Origin of the sequence: Microcystis sp. M53602_WE12, from assembly GCF_030065455.1 — a bacterium.
GTDB lineage: Bacteria > Cyanobacteriota > Cyanobacteriia > Cyanobacteriales > Microcystaceae > Microcystis > Microcystis aeruginosa.
In genome coordinates, this window is the sequence record NZ_JASJFB010000048.1 from 1 (window position 1) to 20,592 (window position 20,592).

Consider the following 20,592-nt stretch of genomic DNA (forward strand, 5'->3'; position numbering starts at 1 on the left):
AATTCTTTTCCTGCTCGATTTTTTTCTCTAATTTTTTCAAGTCTGATTCTTGTCTAGCTTGACTTTCAACTAGCAACCATCTTTGTTCTATCCCCCCATAGGCGCGGGTTGCCCCTCTGTGTGGGGCGATGACTATTCATCGTCACGGCAACGCTATGACCATGAATCGGCCGATGTGGGATTTTGGCCTTCGACCTTGGCGAGAGTATAATGGCGATCTTCAGCAAGCGGGCCAGCAACTGCAAGCCTATTTCCAGAGTATCCCCCCGGAAGAGCGCATCTGGGCAGTGGTCTTGAGTTCCTCCATCTATGAATACTTCCTGCGTTACCTGACGGCATCGATGGGCATTAATCCGATCGAGGAGTTTCGTCTTTTGATTATTCCGCCGCCGCAGATGGTCAACAATATGCGTATTGGCACAATGCAAGCTTATATGGTGGCCGAACCCTGGAACACTAGGGCGATTACCGGTAACGAAGGGGTCGGTTTTACCTTTGCCCAGGGACGGGAAATCTGGCAAGGACACCCCGATCGCATTCTAGCGGTGATGGAGTCTTTTATCGAAGAAAACCCGAAAACCTATCGCTCTTTAGTCAAAGCGATGATTGAAGCTTGTCAGTATTGCGATCGACCTGAAAATCGAGAGGAAGTAGCGACGATCATTTCTGGGCGCTCGTTTACAGGGGCAAAACCACAATTTACCCGCCCCGGCATCGTTGGGGATTACAACTATGGGGGTTTCGATGATCGAAAACGTCTGGTTGAGGATCTAGCGACGACAATTTTTTTCGCCATGCCGAAAGATATTGCCAAAGCCGATCACGATCATTCTACCTTTCTCTGGCAATCCGAAAGTCTTTGGTTAATCACCCAGGCCGCTCGCTGGGGACAGATTGCTGAAATACCCAAAAATGCGGAAGAAGTAGCTAAAAAAGCTTGGAAAACCGATTTATACCGTCAAATCGCCGACGATATGGGTATTGTTTGTCCCAGCGAGGATTATTACGTCGTACCGCCGGGGGACTTTATCGATCAAAAAGCTTTTGATCCTAGCGATCTCGTCGGTTATCTCAACAGTTTTGAAATTCGCGCCAATTCACCTCAATTCTTTTATTTGCAGGGATAATTAATTATTATGGCCCAATTCTCCTCTGTTCCTAACTCGCTCTCAAGTTCCTTTTCCGGGGAGGAATTTTTAGAGATTAAAAATATCGTTAAAGCTTATCCTAAGGCTGATGGCGGTAATTTTGTTGTTCTTGATGGGGTGAATCTGACTATTGGTTCCCAAGAATACATTTCGGTGATCGGTCATTCCGGTTGCGGCAAATCGACGCTTTTAAAAATTATCGCCGGTTTAGAACAAGCCTCCTCGGGACAGGTCACTTTAGAAGGAAAATTAATTCGTAAACCGGGGGCTGACCGCATGATGGTTTTTCAGCATTATTCTCTTTTACCCTGGTTGACAGTGCGAGAAAATATTCGCTTGGCGGTGGATGAAGTTCTTAAAAGTGCTAGTAAAGTTGAAAAAAATAGCCTTGTTAATGAACATTTAGCTATGGTGCATTTAACGGCCGCTGCTGATAAATATCCCGAAGAAATCTCCGGCGGAATGAAGCAGCGGGTGGGCATCGCTCGCGCTTTGGTAACTCGACCGAAAATGCTATTGATGGATGAACCTTTTGGGGCTTTAGATGCTTTAACTAAGCGAAAATTACAACAGGAAGTGCTGAAAATTTGGGAGAGTCACCGGCAAGCGGTGATTATGATTACCCATGATGTAGATGAGGCAATTTTCATGTCCGATCGCATTGTTTTAATGACCAATGGACCCCATGCTAATATCGGTGAGATTTTAACAGTGCCTTTTCCCCATCCCCGGGATCGTCACGCCATGCGAGAAACTCAAGAATATTATGATTTAAGAAATCATGCTCTCGATTTTCTAGAGCGTTATTTTACAGCCGATGAATAGGCGGTGAAAAAGTCAGATAATATCTGTAGGGGCGAAGCATTCGGATGGGAAATCTCCGGTTTCAGCGATAGGTTATTGCCCGAATGCTTCGCCCTTTTTCTATTAAGATTGGGTCAGGGTAGCCAATTCTAAGGCTAAAGGATCAACCCGGCGTAAATTTGCCCCTAATGCTCTTAATTTACCCTCTAAATTATCGTAACCTCGATCGAGGTGATGGAGTCCCTGCACAATAGTAGTCCCCTGGGCTGCTAATCCTGCTACCACCAAAGCTGCCGAAGCGCGTAGATCCGTGGCCATCACCGGCGCCCCGGAGAGGAAAGGCACACCGCGCACTAAAGCCACATTTCCTTTGACCTTGATATCTGCTCCCAGACGCTTTAATTCGGCCACATGACGCAGACGGTTTTCAAAAACCGTCTCATTAACCACGCTACTGCCCTCGGCTAAAGTTAATAGAGCCATAAATTGGGCCTGCATATCCGTGGGAAAACCGGGATAGGGCAGGGTTTCCATATCGGTGGCTTTTAAGTCTCTAGGGATAATCCGGAGACGATTGGGACCATCTTCCACCACTTCCGGACCGATTTCGTGCAGTTTGGCAATTACCGAAGCTAAATGGCTGGGAATCACGGGATAAAGACTAATTTCTGAGTGGGTAATCGCCCCAGCTATCAGTAAAGTCCCGGCTTCAATGCGATCGGGAATGATACTGTAATCGGTACTGTGCAGACGGGAAACTCCCTCGATGACAATTGTATTGGTCCCAGCACCGCGAATTTTTGCCCCCATGGAAACACAAAAATCGGCTAAATCAATCACCTCTGGCTCCTGGGCCGCATTACCGAGAATGGTTTCCCCGAACGCTAAAGTCGCCGCCATCATTAGGGTTTCCGTCGCTCCCACACTGGGATAATCCAGATAAATATTCGCCCCTTTCAGACGACCATTACCCTTAACGCGGGCGTGTACCATGCCGCCATCGATTAATACATCTGCACCCATTGACTGTAGGCCTCTAACGTGCAGATCTACTGGTCTGGCCCCAATGGCGCAGCCGCCGGGGAGGGGAACTTTTGCTTCTCCTAAACGGGCTAAAATCGGTCCGATGGCGAAAAAACTGGCTCGCAACTGGGAGACGAGATCGTAGGGTGCTTGAGCTTGTTGGAGGTCTCTGCCATCAATCTCTAGTCTATCTCCGGTGCGACGGACTTGCACGCCCAAAGCCGAGAGAATTTGACTCATCCGCTCGATATCGGCCAGGGCAGGTACATTACCAATCTGGCACTCGTCGGAGCAGAGTAAAGCTCCCGCCATAATCACTAGAGCGGCATTTTTGGCACCACTGATCTTGACTTCACCCTTGAGAGAGTGACGACCTTGAATTTCTAAATAGGGATGCTCGGTATCGATGGTCATAGGATGATTCATTTATCTTGGTTGGCAGTCTTGGCTAAGGAGAGCTTCGGCAAAATGACACTGCATTTTATCAGATTTTTGAGGAAATTATTGGTGATTCTACCCCGAAAAGCGATTTTTGTCTTAATTATCTGAACTATCTTGACTTATGGATTGTCCGATAGTATAATAAAAGATTGTGAAAGAAAAATGCGGAACTGGCGGAATTGGTAGACGCGCTAGATTCAGGTTCTAGTGTCTGCAAAGACTTTCGGGTTCAAGTCCCGAGTTCCGCATTATCTCCCTCAAGACGCAGTTGTTTAGGGCAGCCCTAGCGGGGTTAAAAATCCGATTGGCTATGATTAGCAGTGTTCAAAACCCTTTAATCAAGCAAATTCGCAAGCTACACCGCACTAGAGAGCGACAGGAGCAGAATTTGTCCTTAATTGAGGGAACGCACTTACTAGAGACGGCTTTAGCGGTGAATTGTTCCCTAGAGACGGTTTGTTATACTGAAAAGTGGCAGCAAAGACAGGGAGAATTAGCAGAGAAGCTTCAAAATCAAGCCAAACGAGTCGAGATAGTTTCCCCGGAAGTCCTCGCTTCCCTAGCAACCACGGTTAACCCCGATGGTGTGATTGCCACTATTGCCCGTGATCACCTTCATCCAGTCCCCCCAAATCCGCTACAATTGGGCTTAGTTTTGGAAAGATTGCAGGATCCGGGTAATCTCGGCACTATTATTCGCACTGCTGTGGCTACGGAAGTACAGGGTATCTGGTTAAGTCTCGATAGCGTCGAAATCGATAACCCCAAAGTGATCCGCAGTTCGGCTGGGGAATGGTTTCGATCGCCCCTGGTGGTAGAATCGGATTTATCGGCTTTGGTGAAAAAATATCAAGCACAGGGGGTAAAAGCGATCGCGACTTTACCCACAGCCACCAAAAACCACTGGGAGATTGATTTTACCCGTCCGACTTTAATCTTGTTAGGCAATGAAGGAGCCGGTTTATCGCCCCAATTAGCGGCTTTAGCCGATGAAACGGTGAAAATTCCCCTCTTTGGTGGTGTAGAATCTTTAAATGTTGCGATCGCTACTGCTGTCATCCTCTACGAAGCTAGAAGACAATTATCCTACAGTAGGGTGGATTAGCGTCAGCGTAATCCACCGTTAAACTAGACAAGAATTAGAGATTTATGTATTCTCGTTTTCTGTCTCCCAATCTAAATCATCTAGCATCTTCAATAATAAATCGATGAATACGATAATTGCTCCACCCTCCTCTGGTTTAGGATCGATGAATCGATGAGCGTAACGGTTACGAAAAAGCTTCATTGTACCCGAATATAAATCACGGTATGCCTCTAATTCTTCTGATGGAAGCTTATCTTTTTGTACAGATTTATTACTTCCAAAAATTAGGTTAACAATACCATTACCCGTGGCTTTTTGATTAATATTATCAATATTTCCCAGTTTCCTCATGCGGTCCTCTAAAACCACTGTCGCATTGCGAATCGCAGTATCCCACGCTTTTGGATTATCTCCACCCGCACTCACAGAAAAACGGACTCTCTCCCATAGTTCGGAGTCTAAATGTTCAACTTCAGTTAAGGGAATTAGATGAGGAATAGCCGAGCGATCGGGTTCAGCAAAGTTAGAATCAACCGCTTCATAAGCTTTTCCTGTTAGAGCGCCCTTGTATTGAACGGACTTCGAGTCTTTTTTTTGCCATTTAACATAATCATATTCTTCTAATATATCGAAGGTTGCGAATTCGACATAAGGAGTGCTATCAAAACCATTGTAATCTACCCAAAGATGACTGTTAACAGTCGGACAGTAGTACCAAATACTGTCCTCTTTAAGATGATCAGCCCGTACTTCTTTAACTATCCATCGTAAAAGGTTTTTTTGATTTTCTGTTAGACTCATATTTACACCTCCAAAAATAATTAACAGTACCATTATACTATGTAGTTTTGATTTTCGTAACGGGAATTTGCTAAAACCGACATCTATATAGGGTCTGCTGAAAAAGTACGGGCGAAGCATTCGGATAGAAAATCTACGGTTTCACCGATAGGTTGTTGCCCGAATGCTTCGCCCCTACAGGACACGGGCCGATGAAGACGCAAGGTTTTGAACGAAGATTCTCTCAAAATCTTGCACCTGTGAGAGCAAAACAGAACCCTAAAACCCTTACCTCGTCTATATTTCACATTTATTCAGCAAGCCCTATATAAATCCCTCGGATAGGTGAAACTGTTTCTATGAATAGTGAAATTTGATACAGTCAACCAATTTTTTACACTTCCGTTTTTTTGGCAAGTTTTGGCGGAATTTGCGCGGCTGTTAAGGTGACAATTTGGCCATCTTTGAAAATGCTGATAGACTCTCCTAAGAGGCGGTGTCTCTCAATTGCTTCTGCGATTGCGACTCTAACACCTGTATCGATTCGTTCCGATAATTTATCAGGAATTGGCTCAGTCATGGGCTGCCTCGGTTATTTGTTGCCAGATAGAGGAGTCATAGATAATGACTTGTTGATTGAAGGGACGTTCAGCAACTAAGTGCGGCTCATCCCCAGAATTATTATAGATAACCCAAGTATGGCATAAAGGTAAATACAACTGCATGAGGTTATTACGTCCCCGCTCATAACGACGACGAACCACATCTTCAGGAATATTATGACCGCCACTGGCTACCCTTCTGTGAACTCTCTCTAAAGCTAATTGTGGACTTTGTAGCCAAAAATAAATAAGATTGAGCCTATAGCCAGAACTTTGACAGTCTCTCAAAAAACGGGCAAAATGTCGGGCTGCCAGGGTGCTTTCAAAAGCAAAATCTATTCCTTGGCACTTCAGTGTTATCAGCCTTTCTAACATCAACCGTCCTGCTTGGATAGCAACCGACTCAGGATTAAAAGGTGAGAGTCTGGCGGCAATTTCATCGGCGTTAACGTACTCGATAACGCCTAAAAAGTTGGGTAAAATTTTTTTAGCGACGGTGGTTTTCCCGGAACCATTGGGGCCACCAATTAGATAAACGTCAGACATGAGGGAAAAGCTCGTCCTCCAGATTATTTTGAGATAACCTCGAACTAAGTACCAGTGGTACCAGTTTACCAGAAGTGGCTACTCTCCTAGATGATGGTAATCTGAGAACATTTGGCGATGACGGTTGCCAAGAGGTTTTCACTAATCTCGATCGAATTCGTTACCCTGAAAAATCCTGTATTTTTTAACAAGTCAGACTAAATCTTTCAAGGAGGACTTGAAAAATTGCCTTGGCATAAGTTGCTATTTGAGAGATAAAAATATAGAAGCAGCTGATTATTTACTAACCTACTTTTTTTAATTTTTAACGGGTTAGGACTGAGATATACTGAGATTGTTGCTTATAGATCACTACTATGGGACGTTTAGCGCTGATCAGCGTCACTGACAAAACCGGAATAGTTGACTTTGCCCGTCAGCTAACAGAAGAATTTGATTTTGAAATTATTAGCAGTGGAGGAACCGCCAAAACGCTCCAATCGGAGGGAATTCCCGTGATTAAAGTGGGAGAATATACAGGATCTCCTGAAATCTTGGGCGGAAGGGTGAAAACTCTCCATCCTCGCATCCATGGCGGTATTTTGGCTAGACGGGATTGGCAGTCAGATTTAGCGGAAATGGAGGCTAATCAAATTCGTCCTTTTGATTTGGTGGTGGTTAATCTCTATCCCTTTGAACAGACGATCGCTAATCCTGATGTTACCACCGCTCAGGCGATCGAACAAATCGATATCGGTGGTCCGGCGATGTTACGCGCCTCAGCTAAAAATTTCGCCCATTTGACTGTCATCAGTAACCCGAAGTATTACGAGCAGTATTTAAGCCAATTACGGCAAAATAACGGCGAAATCTCCCTGGAATTCCGTCAAAAAATGGCGGGGGAAACCTTCGCTTTAACCAATGCCTACGATGGTGCGATCGCTGCCTATTTCGCCAGCTTAAACGGGGAAACGACTCGCTTTAATTTGGCGGGAAATGCCCTGCAAACCCTGCGTTACGGCGAAAATCCCCACCAAAGTGCCACTTGGTACGGCAGCGGTACAATGGCTCAAGGTTGGGGAAAAGCGACCTTATTACAGGGAAAAGAACTAAGTTATAACAATTTAGTCGATTTAGAAGCAGCCCGCCGTTTAATCGCCGAATTCGGCAGTGAAGAACCGGCTGCCGCTATCTTGAAACACACTAATCCCTGTGGGGTGGCGATCGGTGGTAGTTTAGTGGAAGCTTATACTAAAGCTTTTAACGCCGATGCTATCTCGGCTTTTGGGGGTATTGTTGCCCTAAATCAAGCCATAGACGAAGCAACCGCTAAAGAATTAACGAAAACCTTCCTAGAATGCGTGGTTGCCCCCGATTGTAGCCCCGAAGCCCGGGATATCCTTGCTAAAAAGTCAAAAGTGCGGATTTTATTGCTGCCGGACTTAACCACGGGAGAAAAACAAACAGTAAAAGTTATCGCTGGCGGTTTTCTAGTACAAGCGGCCGATGACGTGGTAGAAACCCCGGATGAGTGGCGAGTGGTGACAGAAAAACAACCTACCCCCGCACAATTAGCGGAATTGCTGTTTGCTTGGAAGGTATCTAAGCACGTTAAATCTAACGCTATTGTAGTGACAAAAAATCAAACTACTTTAGGCGTTGGTGCGGGGCAAATGAATCGCGTTGGTTCGGTGAAAATTGCCCTTGAACAAGCAGCAGAAGCGGCTAAAGGTGGCTATTTAGCTAGTGATGGTTTTTTCCCCTTTGATGATTCTGTTCGCACGGCAGCCCAGTTTGGTATCGAGGCAATTGTTCAACCCGGAGGTTCTTTAAAAGATCAGGATTCGATTAATGCCGCTAATGAGTTAGGTTTAATTATGGTCTTAACAGGCATTCGTCATTTCTTGCATTAATACAAAGTTAGGGTGTGTTATTGCTTAAATTAACGCACCCCAACCAGTTATTAATTATCGGTTAATTTCCCCTATTCAATGGTCTTAAATTCGCCAAAAGCGCGAGGATGGTCAGCTTTTTGGGAACTAAGAAAATAGCACTATGTCTGGCTATTTATTCAGGTCATTTCCTCAAATACTTTGGACAAAAATTGACCAGACTTGGCGATCAATGTTTCCTCTCCAACTATTAAGAGTGTCAAAATAATAGTGAAGTTTTGTGACAAAGTGCAGTCAGATCTAAGAGTCTTTGCTAGAATCCTAGAAAGCTTCTGTGATCAGTCTCCTTAAAGTAGATTGTTTGCAGTAAACTAATCTGGCTAACACGCTTTTGGGCGTAATATAGGGAAAGTGCGATCGCCGAGCTTGTAGGGTGCGTTCCCTAATCTGGATCCTACTGCTCCACCGATCGATTTTTGGGAACGCACCATGCCCATAGATTGAAGTTGTGAGTTTAAGTGTGATGCCGAAGGCACTACGCCATTGCCGTATGTAGCTTAAAGCTTGAGAGCCAACTAACAAAAATATGCCCAGAGGTGGGTTAGTCATCTATCGGATTAAAATGTAAAGAGAATAATCACCTATACTTCAATCTAATATCCATCCTATGCAAATTACCCTCAACCTTGATGAATCGCTTCTCAAGGAAGCCTTTCAACTGACTAACCTCACCACCCAAGAGGAACTAATGAATCTTGCTCTACAAGAATTCGTAAGATCCCGTCGTAAGAAAAACCTTCTCGACCTTGCCGGACAAATTCAATTTGCTCCAGATTTTGATTATAAAGCCCTACGTGAAACTCGTCATGTTGCTGATTGACACATCTGTGTGGATCAGCGTCTTCCGCGATCGCAGTGGTCAAGTTCGCCAGCAACTGGAAACGTTAATTGCAAATCGTGAGATTTTACTCACCCGCTTTACCCAGCTTGAACTGCTTCAAGGGAGCTTAAACGAGCAAGAGTGGACAATCCTCTCTACTTACCTCGAAGTGCAGGATTATGTTGAACTCAGGCCTTCTTCCTGGCAAGCGGCTGCACGTATTTACTATGATCTGCGTCGTCAAGGATTGACTGTTCGCAGCCCAATTGATTGCTGTATTGCTCAAGCGGCACTGGAAAATGATCTGCTTCTGATTCACAACGACCGTGATTTTGAAACCATTGCTCAAGTGCGATCTCTTCAAAATCTCCGTTTTCAGCCCTAGGGTGCGTTCCCTAATGGGGGTCCTACTGCTCCACCGATCGATTTTTGGGAACGCACCATGCCCATTGATTGAAGCTGTGAGTTTAGTTGCGATGCCGAAGGCACTGGTTGGTCTATCGGCGCGTTACGAGGGCAAGCTTAATCGTAATCAAATTCAGAATGGTACAGTCACACGAAGGTGGCATTGGAACAGTGGAAGAATGCAAACTAAAACCTGGGCTTGGAGCGCAAATTGGTGAAACTATCTTCATTACAGTCCCATTAAGATTCTCAGTCTGTCTTCAACCAATGCCAGGGTTTCTGAGGATACAGTTCCCCATCGCTTCTCAAGTCGTTCTACTGAGATTGATCTTACGTCCTCGCACTTGATAAAACTTGGCATTTTCACTCCTCCCTCTGGGGGTTCCACTTTTAGGTGAAAAGGGATTCCTTTGTCTTTAGAAGTTACTGGCAAAACAACAACTAAGCCAGATGCACCCTGATTAAACAGGTCTGCTGAAATCACTAAACATGGACGCTTACCAGCCTGTTCATGCCCCCTTACTGGATTAAGGTCTGCTAGCCATATTTCTCCTCTGGTAATTTCTGCCACTACCCTTCTACTCCATCAGCGAGAGTTTGCTCCCATGTCTGCCTTTCAGAAATTTCCTCTTGCCATAAAGTCTCATTCTTCCTTAAGGCGGCGAAGGCTTCATTCGCTTGAACTAGAAAAACATATCTGCGATAATTTTCGATGGCTTTGTCTAATACTGTTGGGAGAGTATCCCCAGAGGAGTCAACGAGTGCTAACAGCGTTTTGTGAGCAGCCTCACTAATGCTAATTTTTAATTCAGGCATACTTTTCTCTCGTAGCTTGTGTAGGGCTATTGTAGCCAATTGTGTAAGGACTAACAACCTGGTTGGAACTGATTATTTATTCTCCCTTTTGCCTTTTTCCTCTCCTGATATGTAGCCTATACTCAACGGATTTAGTATTAGATAACACCTGTGAATAACGGAGTCGGAGAAGAATTTTTTTTGCCCAATGTTGAAACACTTTCAATTGATGGCGTTTGCTGGGTAAACGCAGTATATAGACAAATCGACGCATTATATCGGCTAATCTACCACTAATATTAAGGCCAAAACTGGAGACAAGGGCTGATTGTTTACCCAAGGTTAACATATCACCTAAATGGAGATAATAATAGGGTTTGAGCGATTTTTTTCTGATCACTGCCGAGATATTTTTGGCTACTACACTGGCTGCTTGATAGGCTGCCTGTGCTGTGGCAGGAATTACCTGTTTACTCGGATAAATTTCGGCTAGATCCCCAAGGGCAAAAACTTCGGGATAGTCGATTAATTGTAAACTGGAACGGGTTAATAATTTGCCTTGTGCTGTTTTCTGACAATCTAAATTATTGATCCAATCTTGTGCTTGGGTTCCTGCTGTCCACAATAATAAATCAATGGGGATAACTTCATTTGTATTATCTTTAAATACGGTTATGGAATTAGCGGTAACTTCCTTTAATCCCGTGTTTAAATAGAGACTAACATTCTTGGCTAAAAGGGAACGATAGGAAGCAATACGCACCGATTTAGGGAAGTTTTGCAGTATTTCCTCGTTCCTTTCCACTAGATGAACTTGGCCTTTTTTTCCTAAGCGATCAGCTACCTTACAGGCTAATTCTACCCCATTGGGACCGCCGCCAATAATTGCTAAATTAATTGAGGATTTTCCTTGAGTTTCTAATTCATGAATTGCCGTTTGTAATTTTTCCACATCCTCTAAACTCCGAAAAGTCAGCCCATAATCGGCTAACCCCGGTATAGCCGGCCAACGATTCCGCACTCCCACCGCTAAAACGAGGTAATCATAATCTATAACTTCCTCATTTTCTAAATATACTCGATGATTGTTTAAGTCAATATTACTGGCTTTTTGAGTTTTTAAATTAACCTTAGTTCCTGTTAATAATTGACGGTAGGAGGGGGCAATTTCCCAGCGTTGCAATTCTCCTGTAATTAGTTCATAGAGAAGGGGAGTAAAGAGAAAATGGTCTTTCGGTTCGACTAAAGTTATTTGCCATTGACATGATTTTACTGCTGTTAATCGACTCAGATCGAGTGCCGTGTATAACCCGCCAAAACCACCTCCCAGAATGCAAATCTTAGTTATAGGTTTATTCATGGATTTTTATTCTCAGTTGTGTTTAAGATGGGTTTCAGTTCCGAAACTAATTGTTCTGAACGAATAATTCTCGCCGGGGGCAAAAGATGATAGTGAGTGTCAGCAAAAATAGTAGAATCGGTCTTAATATTCAAGTCTTTTGGGTCATAAATTGTTGGCACAACCCGACTTAATTCTTCGGCAGATTTGCGAATATTAGCAACGGTTTTACCATCATTTTTGGCATAAACCCAGGGCAAAGAAACCACTAAAGTCGCCCCTTTTGCTTCTAAATCTTTCTTGAGTTTTTCAATAGCTTTAATCGAGTGAGGAGAAGCAGCAGTATCAAAGGTCATTTGCCACCATTTCCCCGTTCTTTCCTTAACTATAGTCGGATCACCTGTATTAGTCATTGGATCGGAAAGATAACCCGTCATTCTGCCTTTGGTGAATAAATCAACCGTGGATTTAGTAACTGGACGCATCCCCGGAATACCTAATAACCAAGTATCCTCGATCATGGTTTTTAAAGGTATCCCACCTAACCCTGGTTTGCCAATAGCGACGCTAAAAGGAGCCGATCCCCAAAGTCCTTCGCCGCGATTAAAACCGTCCTCATCCATGAGCATGAGATATTCGGGAATCAGCAGAATTACGTCTCCTTGGCGCGCTTTTTCGAGAATCATAGCGGCAATGACATTTAAGCCGATATCCCCCTGTAAACCGAAGTTAACCACGGGAATTCCCAATTCTTTGGCCATTAATTCCGAATTTATGCTATAATGCGCCCCCGATCCCGCCGTGACGATTAAACGCCGCGGTCCTTCGACCTTGGCTGCGATCGCTGATTTTTCCTCGTACATCATCCGCAACCAGCTTAATTCGCCGCCGTAGATGACATTATAAACAAAGCCGAGGGACCAAGCGACTCCCAGAGAGGCTAACCAGGGGAAAGGGTTAAAGGATTTAGTATTCATCAGAATTCAAAGTAAATAAAGTCACCGGTATTAGTGGAAGCTAGGAGAATAGTTAAACCTAGCAATATTTTAGACAGCCAAGGTGATAACAATAGTTCATATTCAAACTTTTTCTGAGCAATAGCCAAATGTTCGAGGATTAAAACAATGATACCAAGAACTAAAGCAACGCTTAAAACTGCTCCTTGATTGAGAGTATAGGAACTAAAAATTTCCCCGATATTAGCTAAGGAATAATTGAAAGGATTGGCAATAACCAGCATTTTGCCGATTAATCTTCTGGTGTTAATCTCCATGAAAAAGAGACAACCAAAAATGACCGCCAATTGCGTTAAAGCCCAGGAGACAATTTGCGGCTGAGAAACGTATTTTCCGACGAAAGCATAGAAAGGTCGGCCCAGATAACGCAGTAATAATAATAATGCCCCGTGATAGGCACCCCAAAAGATAAAATTCCAAGCTGCACCGTGCCAGAAACCTGAAAGAGTAAAGGTAATGAATAGATAAAAAGGCGCCCAATTTTTATTGGAACCCATCAGGGGTAAAAATACATAATCCCGAAACCAAGTGCTAAGGGTAATATGCCAACGTCGCCAAAATTCGTTAATACTTTGGGATGTATAGGGGGCTAAAAAGTTTAATTCTAATCTAACCCCGACAAAATAGGCTAAACCAACAGCAATAAAGCTATAACCACCGAAGTCAAAATAGATTCTCAGGGTGAATAAAAAGGCCTCAAACCAGATATACCAAGCATTATCGATCATCTTATCTAATTCGATGTAGGGCGCAATGTTATCGGCGAGGACAAATTTCATAAATAAACCGAGGGAAAGCCAACGCAAACCCTTCTCGAAGTTTTCTCCTGTAAATTTGAGGCGAAATCCCTCCATTTGTGGTAATAAATCCCGGCGACGCTCGATCGGACCTGCGACAATTTGGGGGAAAAAGGAGATAAAATTGACATAATCGAGGACGGCTAGGGGTTTCTTTTTCTTTTCCCGTAGGGAGTCCACCACGAAAGCCACCATCTGGAAGGTATAGAAGGATACCCCCGGTGGTATTTGGCTAGGCACGGGAATTGGGGAAAGTTCCTTCCAGTTAGGGGGGAGAGAAACGAATAATCCGATGATTTCCTCGACAAAAAAGCCGAAATACTTGAAGTAGGCGAGGACGAGAATATCGATGACGATAACGATAGTGGCTAGGAGATTCGCTTTCCAGCCGCTCATTTTCAGCACTAGCCAGACCATAATGTAGTTAAAGGCTAGGGAGACGATGAAAACGAGGAAACTGGTGCGACTGGCGTAATAAAACAGGATTAGGGACAGCGCCGCCAATCCGACTCCATCAAAAACACCTCGCCAGAGATTGAAGGACTTCGCCAGGTAGCGCGCCGTTAGGAAAGGAACGCTAAAAAGGATTAATATCCACCAAAATATAAAATCAGAGTAATTCAAGGCGTGTTAACTCCTGATGGTCTGTGTTACCTTGTTTGAGATGGGTTTCCTGACTTCTGATGCTCAGAGACGAGGGATTTTCTTGACAAGCCTATCAAACTTTGTCAGACTTGTCCATAAAATTACCTTCATCCATCCTAAAAAATCGAGGCTAGACAAGCAATGCTTTATCAAAAACTGTTAGATGCACATAAACGCTATCGACAATTTAAGACTTATCCCCATATTGCCGATCAATATTGGTCTAGTCAGTTGGCAGAGCATAATATTAATCCTAATTATGTGGAATATGATGCTAAATCTGGTCAACTTTTTTACAAACCCTTAGGGATCAGTTTAAGCAAAAATAAGCAGGATTTCCTCTTGGGTAGCAAAGTTTTTAACAAAGCTAACGCACTAAAAGCTCTGGCCGATTGTAAATTTTATATCGATGGGCAACAGGAATTAATTATCGATATCGATGGAGTTAAGTTAATTATCGAGACGGGACAGGATTTAGATATCGCCCATGAAATTTTCCTTTTAGGTGTATATAATTTCCTCTATGACAAGCCCTGTGTAGCGATCGATATTGGTATGAATACGGGTTTTGCTAGTCTCTTTTTTGCCAATCGAGCTAATGTGAAAGCTGTCTATAGTTACGAACCTTTTAAGGCTACCTACGACCAAGCTTTAAGAAATTTTGCCCTCAATCCTAATCTAGCGGAGAAGATTAAAGCTTTTGATTATGGAGTCGGCGCTCGGGATGAAATTATTCAAGTCGAATACGATTACACCGTGAAAGGTAGTGTTGGTATTTCTGGTATTGACAACCAATTAAAACCTTTTGCCTCGAAACAAACAGCTACAGCCGATTTAATTCTTAAACCTTTCACCGATGTGTTTAAAGGTATTACCTCTGATTATCCCGACATCGATATAGTTGCCAAGATTGATTGTGAAGGTTCCGAATACGAAATCCTCGATTCTTTAGCGGCAACTGGTCAATTGGGACAGATTAAAATTATCATGATGGAATGGCATAAAAAGGGTCCAGATGCTTTAGTTAAGCATCTGCAAGAATTCGGTTTTATCATCTTTTCCAGGATGCCTCGCAGTAAAAATGTGGGTACTTTGTACGCAATTAAACCCTAAAGTACAGAAGTGAGGTGATGGGGAGATAGGGAAATGGGGAAATGGGGAAATTTTAACTAATACCCCAAAACCCCAATACCTTCTAACTGATAACTGATAACTGCTTTACTGTGCTTGACAATAGGTATTAAAAGCTTCGCCAGTTTCTTTTTCTAATTGGCCGGCTTTTCTTACCTTTTCCTGTGCTAATTTTGCCCCGTTTTTATTGCGAGTTTCGATAACTTGAATTATTTCACGAGTGGCAGTGGCATAATCTTCGTAAACTTGAGCGAAGGCGATTTTATATTTCTCTAGTTCGGTATCCTTCACTTCTAATTTTTTCATATTTTCTGCGGCCTGTTCGATTTTATCGGCGGCTAATAGCCAACTTTTTTGGTCAATTTCTATCCCTTGAGCGTTGGTTAAGGATTTGGTTTCTTGGGCCACTTCGTTGGCAATCCGATAGATTTTTTGACATTGAAACTGTTTACTATCAGCACAACTTGCTAAAAAAGTCAAGCCTATAAATATTAAGATTATTTTGTTATTCATAGCATTGTATTCGAGAGAATTCTGGAGAAGCTTATAGCGGTAAACTATCAGCCTCTAAGTAGGGAGGCACAATTATTTGTAGGATGGGTTAGGGGTAGCGTAACATAATCGGGCGTTGGGTTTCATGCTTCAACCCAACCTACGTTCTATCGGCACCCCCCTTATCAAGGGGGGCAGGGGGGATCAAAGACAAAATCTATCTTCAATTTAATTGAAACCACTTACTTAGAACTGTTCAATCTTATAAGATTAAAGTTTAGCACTCGATCGCTGTTAAGCGTGTCTTTTTTGATGCCAATTCCAGGCGTGTTCAACTATTACCTTGAGATCGGCATATTGGGGATGCCAACCGAGAACCTGTTTAGCTTTATCACTACTGCCGATTAAAATGGGGGCATCGCCGGCCCTTCTGGGACTTTCGATGACGGGAATATCTAAACCAGTTACCGCTCGCGCTGTTTCAATCACTTCACGCACGGAAAAACCGTTACCATTGCCCAAATTAAACACATTACTTTCGCCCCCATTTAAGAGATATTCTAAGCCTAAAACGTGAGCCTGTGCCAAATCATTGACATGGATATAATCGCGAACAGCAGTGCCATCGGGAGTATCATAATCCGTGCCGAAAATTGACAGGGAATCCCGTTTTTTCAGGGCAGTTAATAAAGCCAGGGGAATTAAATGGGTTTCCGGTTGGTGATCTTCCCCTAATAAACCACTGGGGTCGGCTCCTGAAGCATTAAAATAACGGAAAGCCACCGATTTTAAACCGTAGGCCGGATCAAAATCCCGAAGAATTTGTTCCACCATTTCCTTACTGGCAGCGTAGGGACTGAGGGGATGATGGGGATGATTTTCCGTCATCGGAATTTCTTTCGGCATTCCATAAATAGCACAGGTAGAAGAAAAAACAAATTTCTTCACATCGGCGGCGATCATCGCTTGCAAAAGAGTCAGACTACCACTAACATTATTTTGATAGTAAATAGCCGGTTGCTGCACCGATTCCCCCACGGCAATAAAAGCGGCAAAGTGCATGACGGCGGCAATATCACGACTGGCAAATAAATTATCCAGCAGCGATCGATCCCTAGTATCACCGACAATTAACTCAACTTTTAATATATCCTTAATGATTTCGGCGTGACCGTAGGATAAATTATCGAGTACGATGACGGGATAACCGGCATTTTTGAGCGCTAGAACTGCATGGGAACCAATATAACCCGCACCGCCAGTAACGAGAATGGTAGGTTTAACTTGAGACACGCGATCATACCTATTTGAGATTGACTTGTCTATAACTTTATACCCTAATTTTGCTTTTAAGTAAGTGGTTATAATTAAATTGAAGATAGATTTTGTCTTTGATCCCCCCTGCCCCCCTTAATAAGGGGGGTGCCGATCCCCCCTGCCCCCCTTAATAAGGGGGGTGCCGATAGGCGCGGGGAGCTGACAATTTTTAACACCTACCTACTTAGTTGACCATCATGTTAAGTCCCCTCGACCTATCTCTTTCCCTTGACAAAGAAACTTATCAATCACAAATTAAAGATTTAATGGAACAACTGCGATCGCTACAGAAGTCCTGTTGGGAATGTAAATTACCCGTGGTGGTGGTTTTGGAAGGTTGGGCGGCGGCAGGCAAGGGAACTTTAGTCAAAAAAATGGTTAACTATATGGATCCTCGCGGTTTTACCGTCCATCCAATTTTAACCCCTTCCCCCCAAGAGGAAAGTTACCCGTTTTTGTGGCGATTTTGGCAAAAACTGCCAGCAAAAGGCAGTATCGGCATTTTTTATCACAGTTGGTACACCCATCTACTAGAGGATCGACTCTTAAATAAATTGCCCTCCTCCCAGATTCCCCTAGTCATGCGCGATATCAACACCTTTGAGCGACAATTATCTGATGATCGGGTCGCAATCGCTAAATTCTGGATTCACCTCAGTCAAAAGGAATTAAAGTCACGCATCAAAGAATACGCCGAAAATGAACTAGAATCTTGGCGCGTGCGTCCGGAAGATTGGCAACAGGCCAAACGTTATGATGAGTATGCCAGTTTAGCCGAGGAAATGATTACCTACACTAGCACGGGGGCCGCCCCTTGGACATTGGTGGAGGGCAACTGTCAACGTTGGGCCCGGGTAAAAGTTCTCTCCCAATTAGTCGGTACGATCGCTCAAGCTTTGGATCAGCGCCAATTACCGATCGAACCTCCTGCCAATCTACCACCCCAAGCCCAATTACTGCCCACGGAACCCGATTATCTGGGGAGAGTGGACTTAAGTGCCAAATTGGAAAAAGAAGACTATAAAATCCGTTTGCGTCAGGCACAGGTAGAATTAAGAAAACTGCAATTAGAGATTTTTCAGGCAAATATCCCCGTTTTAGTCCTCTTTGAAGGGTGGGATGCCGCCGGTAAGGGAGGGGCGATCAAACGCTTAACCGATACCCTCGATCCTCGCAGTTATCAAGTGATTGCCTTTGCTGCCCCGACGGAGGAAGAACACCGCTATCATTATCTCTGGCGCTTCTGGCGCAAATTACCCGCAGCCAAAACTATCGGTATATTCGATCGCAGTTGGTATGGACGGATTTTGGTGGAGAGAGTGGAAGGATTCGCTAAAGATATGGATTGGCGACGGGCATATCAAGAAATTAACGAATTTGAGGCCCAATTAACCCATTCAGGCTGTGTTTTAGTCAAATTCTGGTTACATATTAGCCCCGAAGAACAGTTAAATCGCTTCAACGAGCGCCAAAATAACCCCTATCGTCAACATAAACTCACCGATGAAGATTGGCGCAATCGGGAAAAACAGCCCCTCTACCATGTGGCAGTTAATCACATGGTAGCCCGCACTAGCACCCCCGTCGCCCCCTGGACGATTGTAGCGGCAAATGATAAGTATTTCGCCCGCGTTAAAGTCATAGAAACAGTAATTGCCGCTATTGAAACCGGTTTGAAACAACGGGGATAGGGGAGATAGGGGTATGGGGATTTTTTCGATTCAGTTGTACAATTTACCTTTGAGTAGGCACTAAACTAAACTGGTAACTTGAGGCAGATAATCACGGCCAAAAAATGCGTGCAAACGTTGACGCTCAGAAGTTAGAACGCCTAATGCAAATCTTAGGTAAAGAAGCTCAGGGTTCAGGCACTATCTACTTTACAGGTGGAGCGAGTGCCTTACTGGTGGGATGGCGCAATTCCACAGTCGATGTGGATATCCGTCTAGATCCCGAACCGCCGGGCATTTTTCAAGCGATCGCAAAGCTGAAAAAAGAATTGAACATCAACATTGAACTGGCATCTCCGCAGGATTTTCTGCCCCCTATTCCGGGATGGCGTGATCGAAGCGTATTCATTGGCAAACGAGGTCAAATCTCTTTCTATCACTATGATTTTACAGCCCAAGCTCTTTCTAAACTATCGAGAGGGTTTGACCGTGACTTGAAAGATATTGAAGCTATGTACGAACACAAATTATTCTCTTTGAATGAGCTAGGGGAATGCTTTGAAGCGATTGCACCGGAACTAATCCGATTCCCCTCCCTTAACCCTGATGTGCTGAGAAGCAGAGTCGAGAACTTTATTGAACGTTTTCAATGTCCACCAGAGGAGAAACAATCATGAATCTCAATGAGTTGCCAGGGGCCGAGATCATCTTACCCGGACTGAGGGATCTTCACAATGGTGAGTCCAATACCATTGGGGCGTTGCTAGTTGCGATCGCATCGACGCGCCTAACCGAAGTCGGTTTCGATATCCCTAAAAATCACCTAGCTTCAGAGCCTGAGCTAACCTTGTATGCCTATCTCCAAGAGGAACGGGATGATGCTTATTCTTACTATAATGCTTTGCTGAATCGCCTCAATAGCTTTTGCAATGCACTCGAACTCGCTTATAAAATATGATGACAATTTCCCCCAGTTTAATTTCTCCCGATCTCAGTTTGGCCGATATTCCCCTAGAGGAAACCCTCTCTTTAGGAGTGATGGCTTCTGGTAGTGGTTCCAATTTTGCTGTTTTGGCGGCAGCGATCGCAAAAAAACAGCTAAATGCCCGAATTCCTGTTCTCATCTACAATAATCCCGATGCCAAGGTAAAAGAAAGAGCCGATGACTACAATATCCCTGCGGTTTTCCTCGATCATCGTCAATTTAAACCCAGAGAAGAACTCGATCGGGCAATAGTAGAAACTTTCCAAGAATACGGCGTAAAATGGGTAATTATGGCGGGCTGGATGCGAATTGTCACCCCGGTTTTACTAGATGCTTTTCCCGATCGCGTGATCAATATCCATCCTAGTTTACTACCCAGTTTTAAAGGTGTGCGCGCCGTGGAACAAGCTTTAGCTGCGGGGGTAAAAGTGACCGGATGTACTGTGCATATCGCTCGCGCGGAGGTAGATAGTGGCCCAATTTTAATGCAAGCAGTGGTTCCCATTCTCCCGGATGATACCGCGGCCAGTCTCCACGAACGCATTCAAGTGCAAGAACATCGCATTTTCCCAGTAGCGATCGCTTTAGCGGCGAAATTGGGCCTATAGAGATAGATTTCTGGACTTTCTTGGCGAGAATACTGGCAAAAAAACGAAAATTCAACGCAAATCGTTAAATAAGTAGGGTCTGCTGAAAAAGTTTTTCCTAGGGGCAGGGTGTAGGGTGTGGGGTGTGGGGTGTGGGGTTTTACCGATTTTGAGGGGGTCAATTACCTAATTTTCAGGGAAAAAGTCCCTGAATTTCCCCCTGATCACTCC

At 44.0% G+C, this 20,592-nt stretch carries 23 protein-coding genes and 1 tRNA gene; 12 read left to right on the plus strand and 12 right to left on the minus strand.

The window, feature by feature from the left end:
• The first annotated feature begins 116 nt into the window (after window positions 1-116).
• Together PX482_RS02070 and PX482_RS02075 are read left to right on the plus strand one after the other, a co-directional pair.
• Complete coding sequence (locus tag PX482_RS02070; protein ID WP_288027151.1) at window positions 117-1,127, plus strand: CmpA/NrtA family ABC transporter substrate-binding protein; 1,011 nt, start codon at window positions 117-119, stop codon at window positions 1,125-1,127.
• 9 nt (window positions 1,128-1,136) lie between these two features.
• A complete protein-coding gene (locus PX482_RS02075) occupies window positions 1,137-1,973 on the plus strand; it encodes an ABC transporter ATP-binding protein (protein WP_002758618.1) in 837 nt (278 codons plus the stop codon).
• A gap of 102 nt (window positions 1,974-2,075) precedes the next feature.
• On the opposite strand, the gene murA is transcribed toward PX482_RS02075, so the two are convergent.
• Window positions 2,076-3,389, minus strand: coding sequence for a UDP-N-acetylglucosamine 1-carboxyvinyltransferase (murA, locus tag PX482_RS02080; RefSeq protein WP_002758620.1), 1,314 nt, complete (start codon window positions 3,387-3,389; stop codon window positions 2,076-2,078).
• A gap of 191 nt (window positions 3,390-3,580) precedes the next feature.
• Here murA and PX482_RS02085 point away from each other — a divergent pair.
• Both PX482_RS02085 and PX482_RS02090 read left to right on the plus strand, forming a co-directional pair.
• Window positions 3,581-3,664, plus strand: a tRNA-Leu gene (locus PX482_RS02085).
• A gap of 62 nt (window positions 3,665-3,726) precedes the next feature.
• Window positions 3,727-4,521 carry a TrmH family RNA methyltransferase gene (locus PX482_RS02090; protein WP_288122013.1) on the plus strand — a complete coding sequence of 265 codons (795 nt, stop codon included), beginning with the start codon at window positions 3,727-3,729 and terminating at the stop codon, window positions 4,519-4,521.
• 42 nt (window positions 4,522-4,563) lie between these two features.
• On the opposite strand, the gene PX482_RS02095 is transcribed toward PX482_RS02090, so the two are convergent.
• From PX482_RS02095 to PX482_RS02105, 3 genes are all read right to left on the minus strand, one after another.
• Complete coding sequence (locus PX482_RS02095) at window positions 4,564-5,304, minus strand: TIGR02391 family protein (RefSeq protein WP_288097316.1); 741 nt, start codon at window positions 5,302-5,304, stop codon at window positions 4,564-4,566.
• 373 nt (window positions 5,305-5,677) lie between these two features.
• Window positions 5,678-5,863, minus strand: coding sequence for a hypothetical protein (locus PX482_RS02100; protein ID WP_002752778.1), 186 nt, complete (start codon window positions 5,861-5,863; stop codon window positions 5,678-5,680).
• Complete coding sequence (locus PX482_RS02105) at window positions 5,856-6,431, minus strand: ATPase (protein WP_288054728.1); 576 nt, start codon at window positions 6,429-6,431, stop codon at window positions 5,856-5,858. The genes PX482_RS02100 and PX482_RS02105 overlap by 8 nt, the downstream gene beginning before the upstream one ends.
• Window positions 6,432-6,787: 356 nt before the next feature.
• Here PX482_RS02105 and purH point away from each other — a divergent pair, with 356 nt between their 5' ends.
• The 3 genes from purH (at window position 6,788) to vapC (ending at window position 9,567) form a co-directional block, all read left to right on the plus strand.
• On the plus strand, window positions 6,788-8,323 hold the full coding sequence (purH, locus tag PX482_RS02110) for a bifunctional phosphoribosylaminoimidazolecarboxamide formyltransferase/IMP cyclohydrolase (RefSeq protein ID WP_288122015.1): 1,536 nt from the start codon (window positions 6,788-6,790) through the stop codon (window positions 8,321-8,323).
• Between the two features lie 646 nt (window positions 8,324-8,969).
• Window positions 8,970-9,182, plus strand: a complete 213-nt coding sequence (locus PX482_RS02115) for a type II toxin-antitoxin system VapB family antitoxin (RefSeq protein WP_041804466.1) — start codon at window positions 8,970-8,972, stop codon at window positions 9,180-9,182.
• A complete protein-coding gene (vapC, locus tag PX482_RS02120) occupies window positions 9,169-9,567 on the plus strand; it encodes a type II toxin-antitoxin system VapC family toxin (protein WP_002785628.1) in 399 nt (132 codons plus the stop codon). The genes PX482_RS02115 and vapC overlap by 14 nt, the downstream gene beginning before the upstream one ends.
• A gap of 249 nt (window positions 9,568-9,816) precedes the next feature.
• Here the strand turns inward: vapC and PX482_RS02125 are convergent, their stop codons facing one another.
• The 5 genes from PX482_RS02125 to PX482_RS02145 form a co-directional block, all read right to left on the minus strand.
• On the minus strand, window positions 9,817-10,158 hold the full coding sequence (locus tag PX482_RS02125) for a type II toxin-antitoxin system PemK/MazF family toxin (protein ID WP_043996813.1): 342 nt from the start codon (window positions 10,156-10,158) through the stop codon (window positions 9,817-9,819).
• Window positions 10,158-10,403, minus strand: coding sequence for a hypothetical protein (locus PX482_RS02130; RefSeq protein ID WP_002739747.1), 246 nt, complete (start codon window positions 10,401-10,403; stop codon window positions 10,158-10,160). The genes PX482_RS02125 and PX482_RS02130 overlap by 1 nt, the downstream gene beginning before the upstream one ends.
• A gap of 76 nt (window positions 10,404-10,479) precedes the next feature.
• Window positions 10,480-11,742 (minus strand): NAD(P)/FAD-dependent oxidoreductase, encoded by a 1,263-nt coding sequence (locus PX482_RS02135; RefSeq protein WP_288093602.1) that lies wholly within the window; start codon window positions 11,740-11,742, stop codon window positions 10,480-10,482.
• Complete coding sequence (locus PX482_RS02140) at window positions 11,739-12,698, minus strand: hypothetical protein (protein WP_002758639.1); 960 nt, start codon at window positions 12,696-12,698, stop codon at window positions 11,739-11,741. Before PX482_RS02140 ends, PX482_RS02135 begins: the two co-directional genes overlap by 4 nt.
• The gene (locus PX482_RS02145; protein ID WP_002758640.1) at window positions 12,698-14,158 is read right to left on the minus strand and encodes an MBOAT family O-acyltransferase; all 1,461 of its coding nucleotides are present in this window, start codon (window positions 14,156-14,158) and stop codon (window positions 12,698-12,700) included. Before PX482_RS02145 ends, PX482_RS02140 begins: the two co-directional genes overlap by 1 nt.
• Window positions 14,159-14,320: 162 nt before the next feature.
• Here PX482_RS02145 and PX482_RS02150 point away from each other — a divergent pair, with 162 nt between their 5' ends.
• Window positions 14,321-15,292: an FkbM family methyltransferase gene (locus PX482_RS02150; RefSeq protein ID WP_288026133.1), complete on the plus strand. Its 972-nt coding sequence runs from the start codon at window positions 14,321-14,323 to the stop codon at window positions 15,290-15,292.
• A gap of 105 nt (window positions 15,293-15,397) precedes the next feature.
• Here PX482_RS02150 and PX482_RS02155 read toward each other — a convergent pair whose 3' ends face one another.
• Complete coding sequence (locus PX482_RS02155) at window positions 15,398-15,823, minus strand: hypothetical protein (protein ID WP_002758644.1); 426 nt, start codon at window positions 15,821-15,823, stop codon at window positions 15,398-15,400.
• A 273-nt stretch (window positions 15,824-16,096) separates the two neighbouring features.
• On the minus strand, window positions 16,097-17,095 hold the full coding sequence (gene galE, locus PX482_RS02160; RefSeq protein WP_288059611.1) for a UDP-glucose 4-epimerase GalE: 999 nt from the start codon (window positions 17,093-17,095) through the stop codon (window positions 16,097-16,099).
• A gap of 221 nt (window positions 17,096-17,316) precedes the next feature.
• Between galE and pap the strand changes: the two genes are divergently transcribed.
• From pap to purN, 4 genes are all read left to right on the plus strand, one after another.
• On the plus strand, window positions 17,317-18,810 hold the full coding sequence (pap, locus tag PX482_RS02165) for a polyphosphate:AMP phosphotransferase (RefSeq protein WP_061431438.1): 1,494 nt from the start codon (window positions 17,317-17,319) through the stop codon (window positions 18,808-18,810).
• A gap of 104 nt (window positions 18,811-18,914) precedes the next feature.
• Window positions 18,915-19,466, plus strand: coding sequence for a DUF6036 family nucleotidyltransferase (locus tag PX482_RS02170; protein ID WP_002758648.1), 552 nt, complete (start codon window positions 18,915-18,917; stop codon window positions 19,464-19,466).
• The gene (locus PX482_RS02175) at window positions 19,463-19,747 is read left to right on the plus strand and encodes a hypothetical protein (RefSeq protein WP_002769454.1); all 285 of its coding nucleotides are present in this window, start codon (window positions 19,463-19,465) and stop codon (window positions 19,745-19,747) included. The genes PX482_RS02170 and PX482_RS02175 overlap by 4 nt, the downstream gene beginning before the upstream one ends.
• A complete protein-coding gene (gene purN / locus PX482_RS02180; protein ID WP_002758651.1) occupies window positions 19,744-20,382 on the plus strand; it encodes a phosphoribosylglycinamide formyltransferase in 639 nt (212 codons plus the stop codon). The genes PX482_RS02175 and purN overlap by 4 nt, the downstream gene beginning before the upstream one ends.
• Here purN and PX482_RS02185 read toward each other — a convergent pair.
• Window positions 20,319-20,543: a hypothetical protein gene (locus PX482_RS02185; RefSeq protein ID WP_288026138.1), complete on the minus strand. Its 225-nt coding sequence runs from the start codon at window positions 20,541-20,543 to the stop codon at window positions 20,319-20,321. The two genes, purN and PX482_RS02185, sit on opposite strands and share 64 nt — an antisense overlap.
• Window positions 20,544-20,592 lie beyond the last annotated feature (49 nt).

Coding starts and splice junctions, on each gene's coding strand:
- PX482_RS02135 (WP_288093602.1), bottom strand. CDS start 11,742: ATGAATAAACCTATAACTAAGATTTGCATTCTGGGAGGTGGTTTTGGC.
- PX482_RS02175 (WP_002769454.1), top strand. CDS start 19,463: ATGAATCTCAATGAGTTGCCAGGGGCCGAGATCATCTTACCCGGACTG.
- PX482_RS02075 (WP_002758618.1), top strand. CDS start 1,137: ATGGCCCAATTCTCCTCTGTTCCTAACTCGCTCTCAAGTTCCTTTTCC.
- murA (WP_002758620.1), bottom strand. CDS start 3,389: ATGACCATCGATACCGAGCATCCCTATTTAGAAATTCAAGGTCGTCAC.
- purH (WP_288122015.1), top strand. CDS start 6,788: ATGGGACGTTTAGCGCTGATCAGCGTCACTGACAAAACCGGAATAGTT.
- PX482_RS02090 (WP_288122013.1), top strand. CDS start 3,727: ATGATTAGCAGTGTTCAAAACCCTTTAATCAAGCAAATTCGCAAGCTA.
- PX482_RS02100 (WP_002752778.1), bottom strand. CDS start 5,863: ATGACTGAGCCAATTCCTGATAAATTATCGGAACGAATCGATACAGGT.
- PX482_RS02170 (WP_002758648.1), top strand. CDS start 18,915: ATGCGTGCAAACGTTGACGCTCAGAAGTTAGAACGCCTAATGCAAATC.
- PX482_RS02150 (WP_288026133.1), top strand. CDS start 14,321: ATGCTTTATCAAAAACTGTTAGATGCACATAAACGCTATCGACAATTT.
- PX482_RS02155 (WP_002758644.1), bottom strand. CDS start 15,823: ATGAATAACAAAATAATCTTAATATTTATAGGCTTGACTTTTTTAGCA.
- PX482_RS02095 (WP_288097316.1), bottom strand. CDS start 5,304: ATGAGTCTAACAGAAAATCAAAAAAACCTTTTACGATGGATAGTTAAA.
- PX482_RS02140 (WP_002758639.1), bottom strand. CDS start 12,698: ATGAATACTAAATCCTTTAACCCTTTCCCCTGGTTAGCCTCTCTGGGA.
- vapC (WP_002785628.1), top strand. CDS start 9,169: ATGTTGCTGATTGACACATCTGTGTGGATCAGCGTCTTCCGCGATCGC.
- PX482_RS02105 (WP_288054728.1), bottom strand. CDS start 6,431: ATGTCTGACGTTTATCTAATTGGTGGCCCCAATGGTTCCGGGAAAACC.
- pap (WP_061431438.1), top strand. CDS start 17,317: ATGTTAAGTCCCCTCGACCTATCTCTTTCCCTTGACAAAGAAACTTAT.
- PX482_RS02130 (WP_002739747.1), bottom strand. CDS start 10,403: ATGCCTGAATTAAAAATTAGCATTAGTGAGGCTGCTCACAAAACGCTG.
- purN (WP_002758651.1), top strand. CDS start 19,744: ATGATGACAATTTCCCCCAGTTTAATTTCTCCCGATCTCAGTTTGGCC.
- PX482_RS02115 (WP_041804466.1), top strand. CDS start 8,970: ATGCAAATTACCCTCAACCTTGATGAATCGCTTCTCAAGGAAGCCTTT.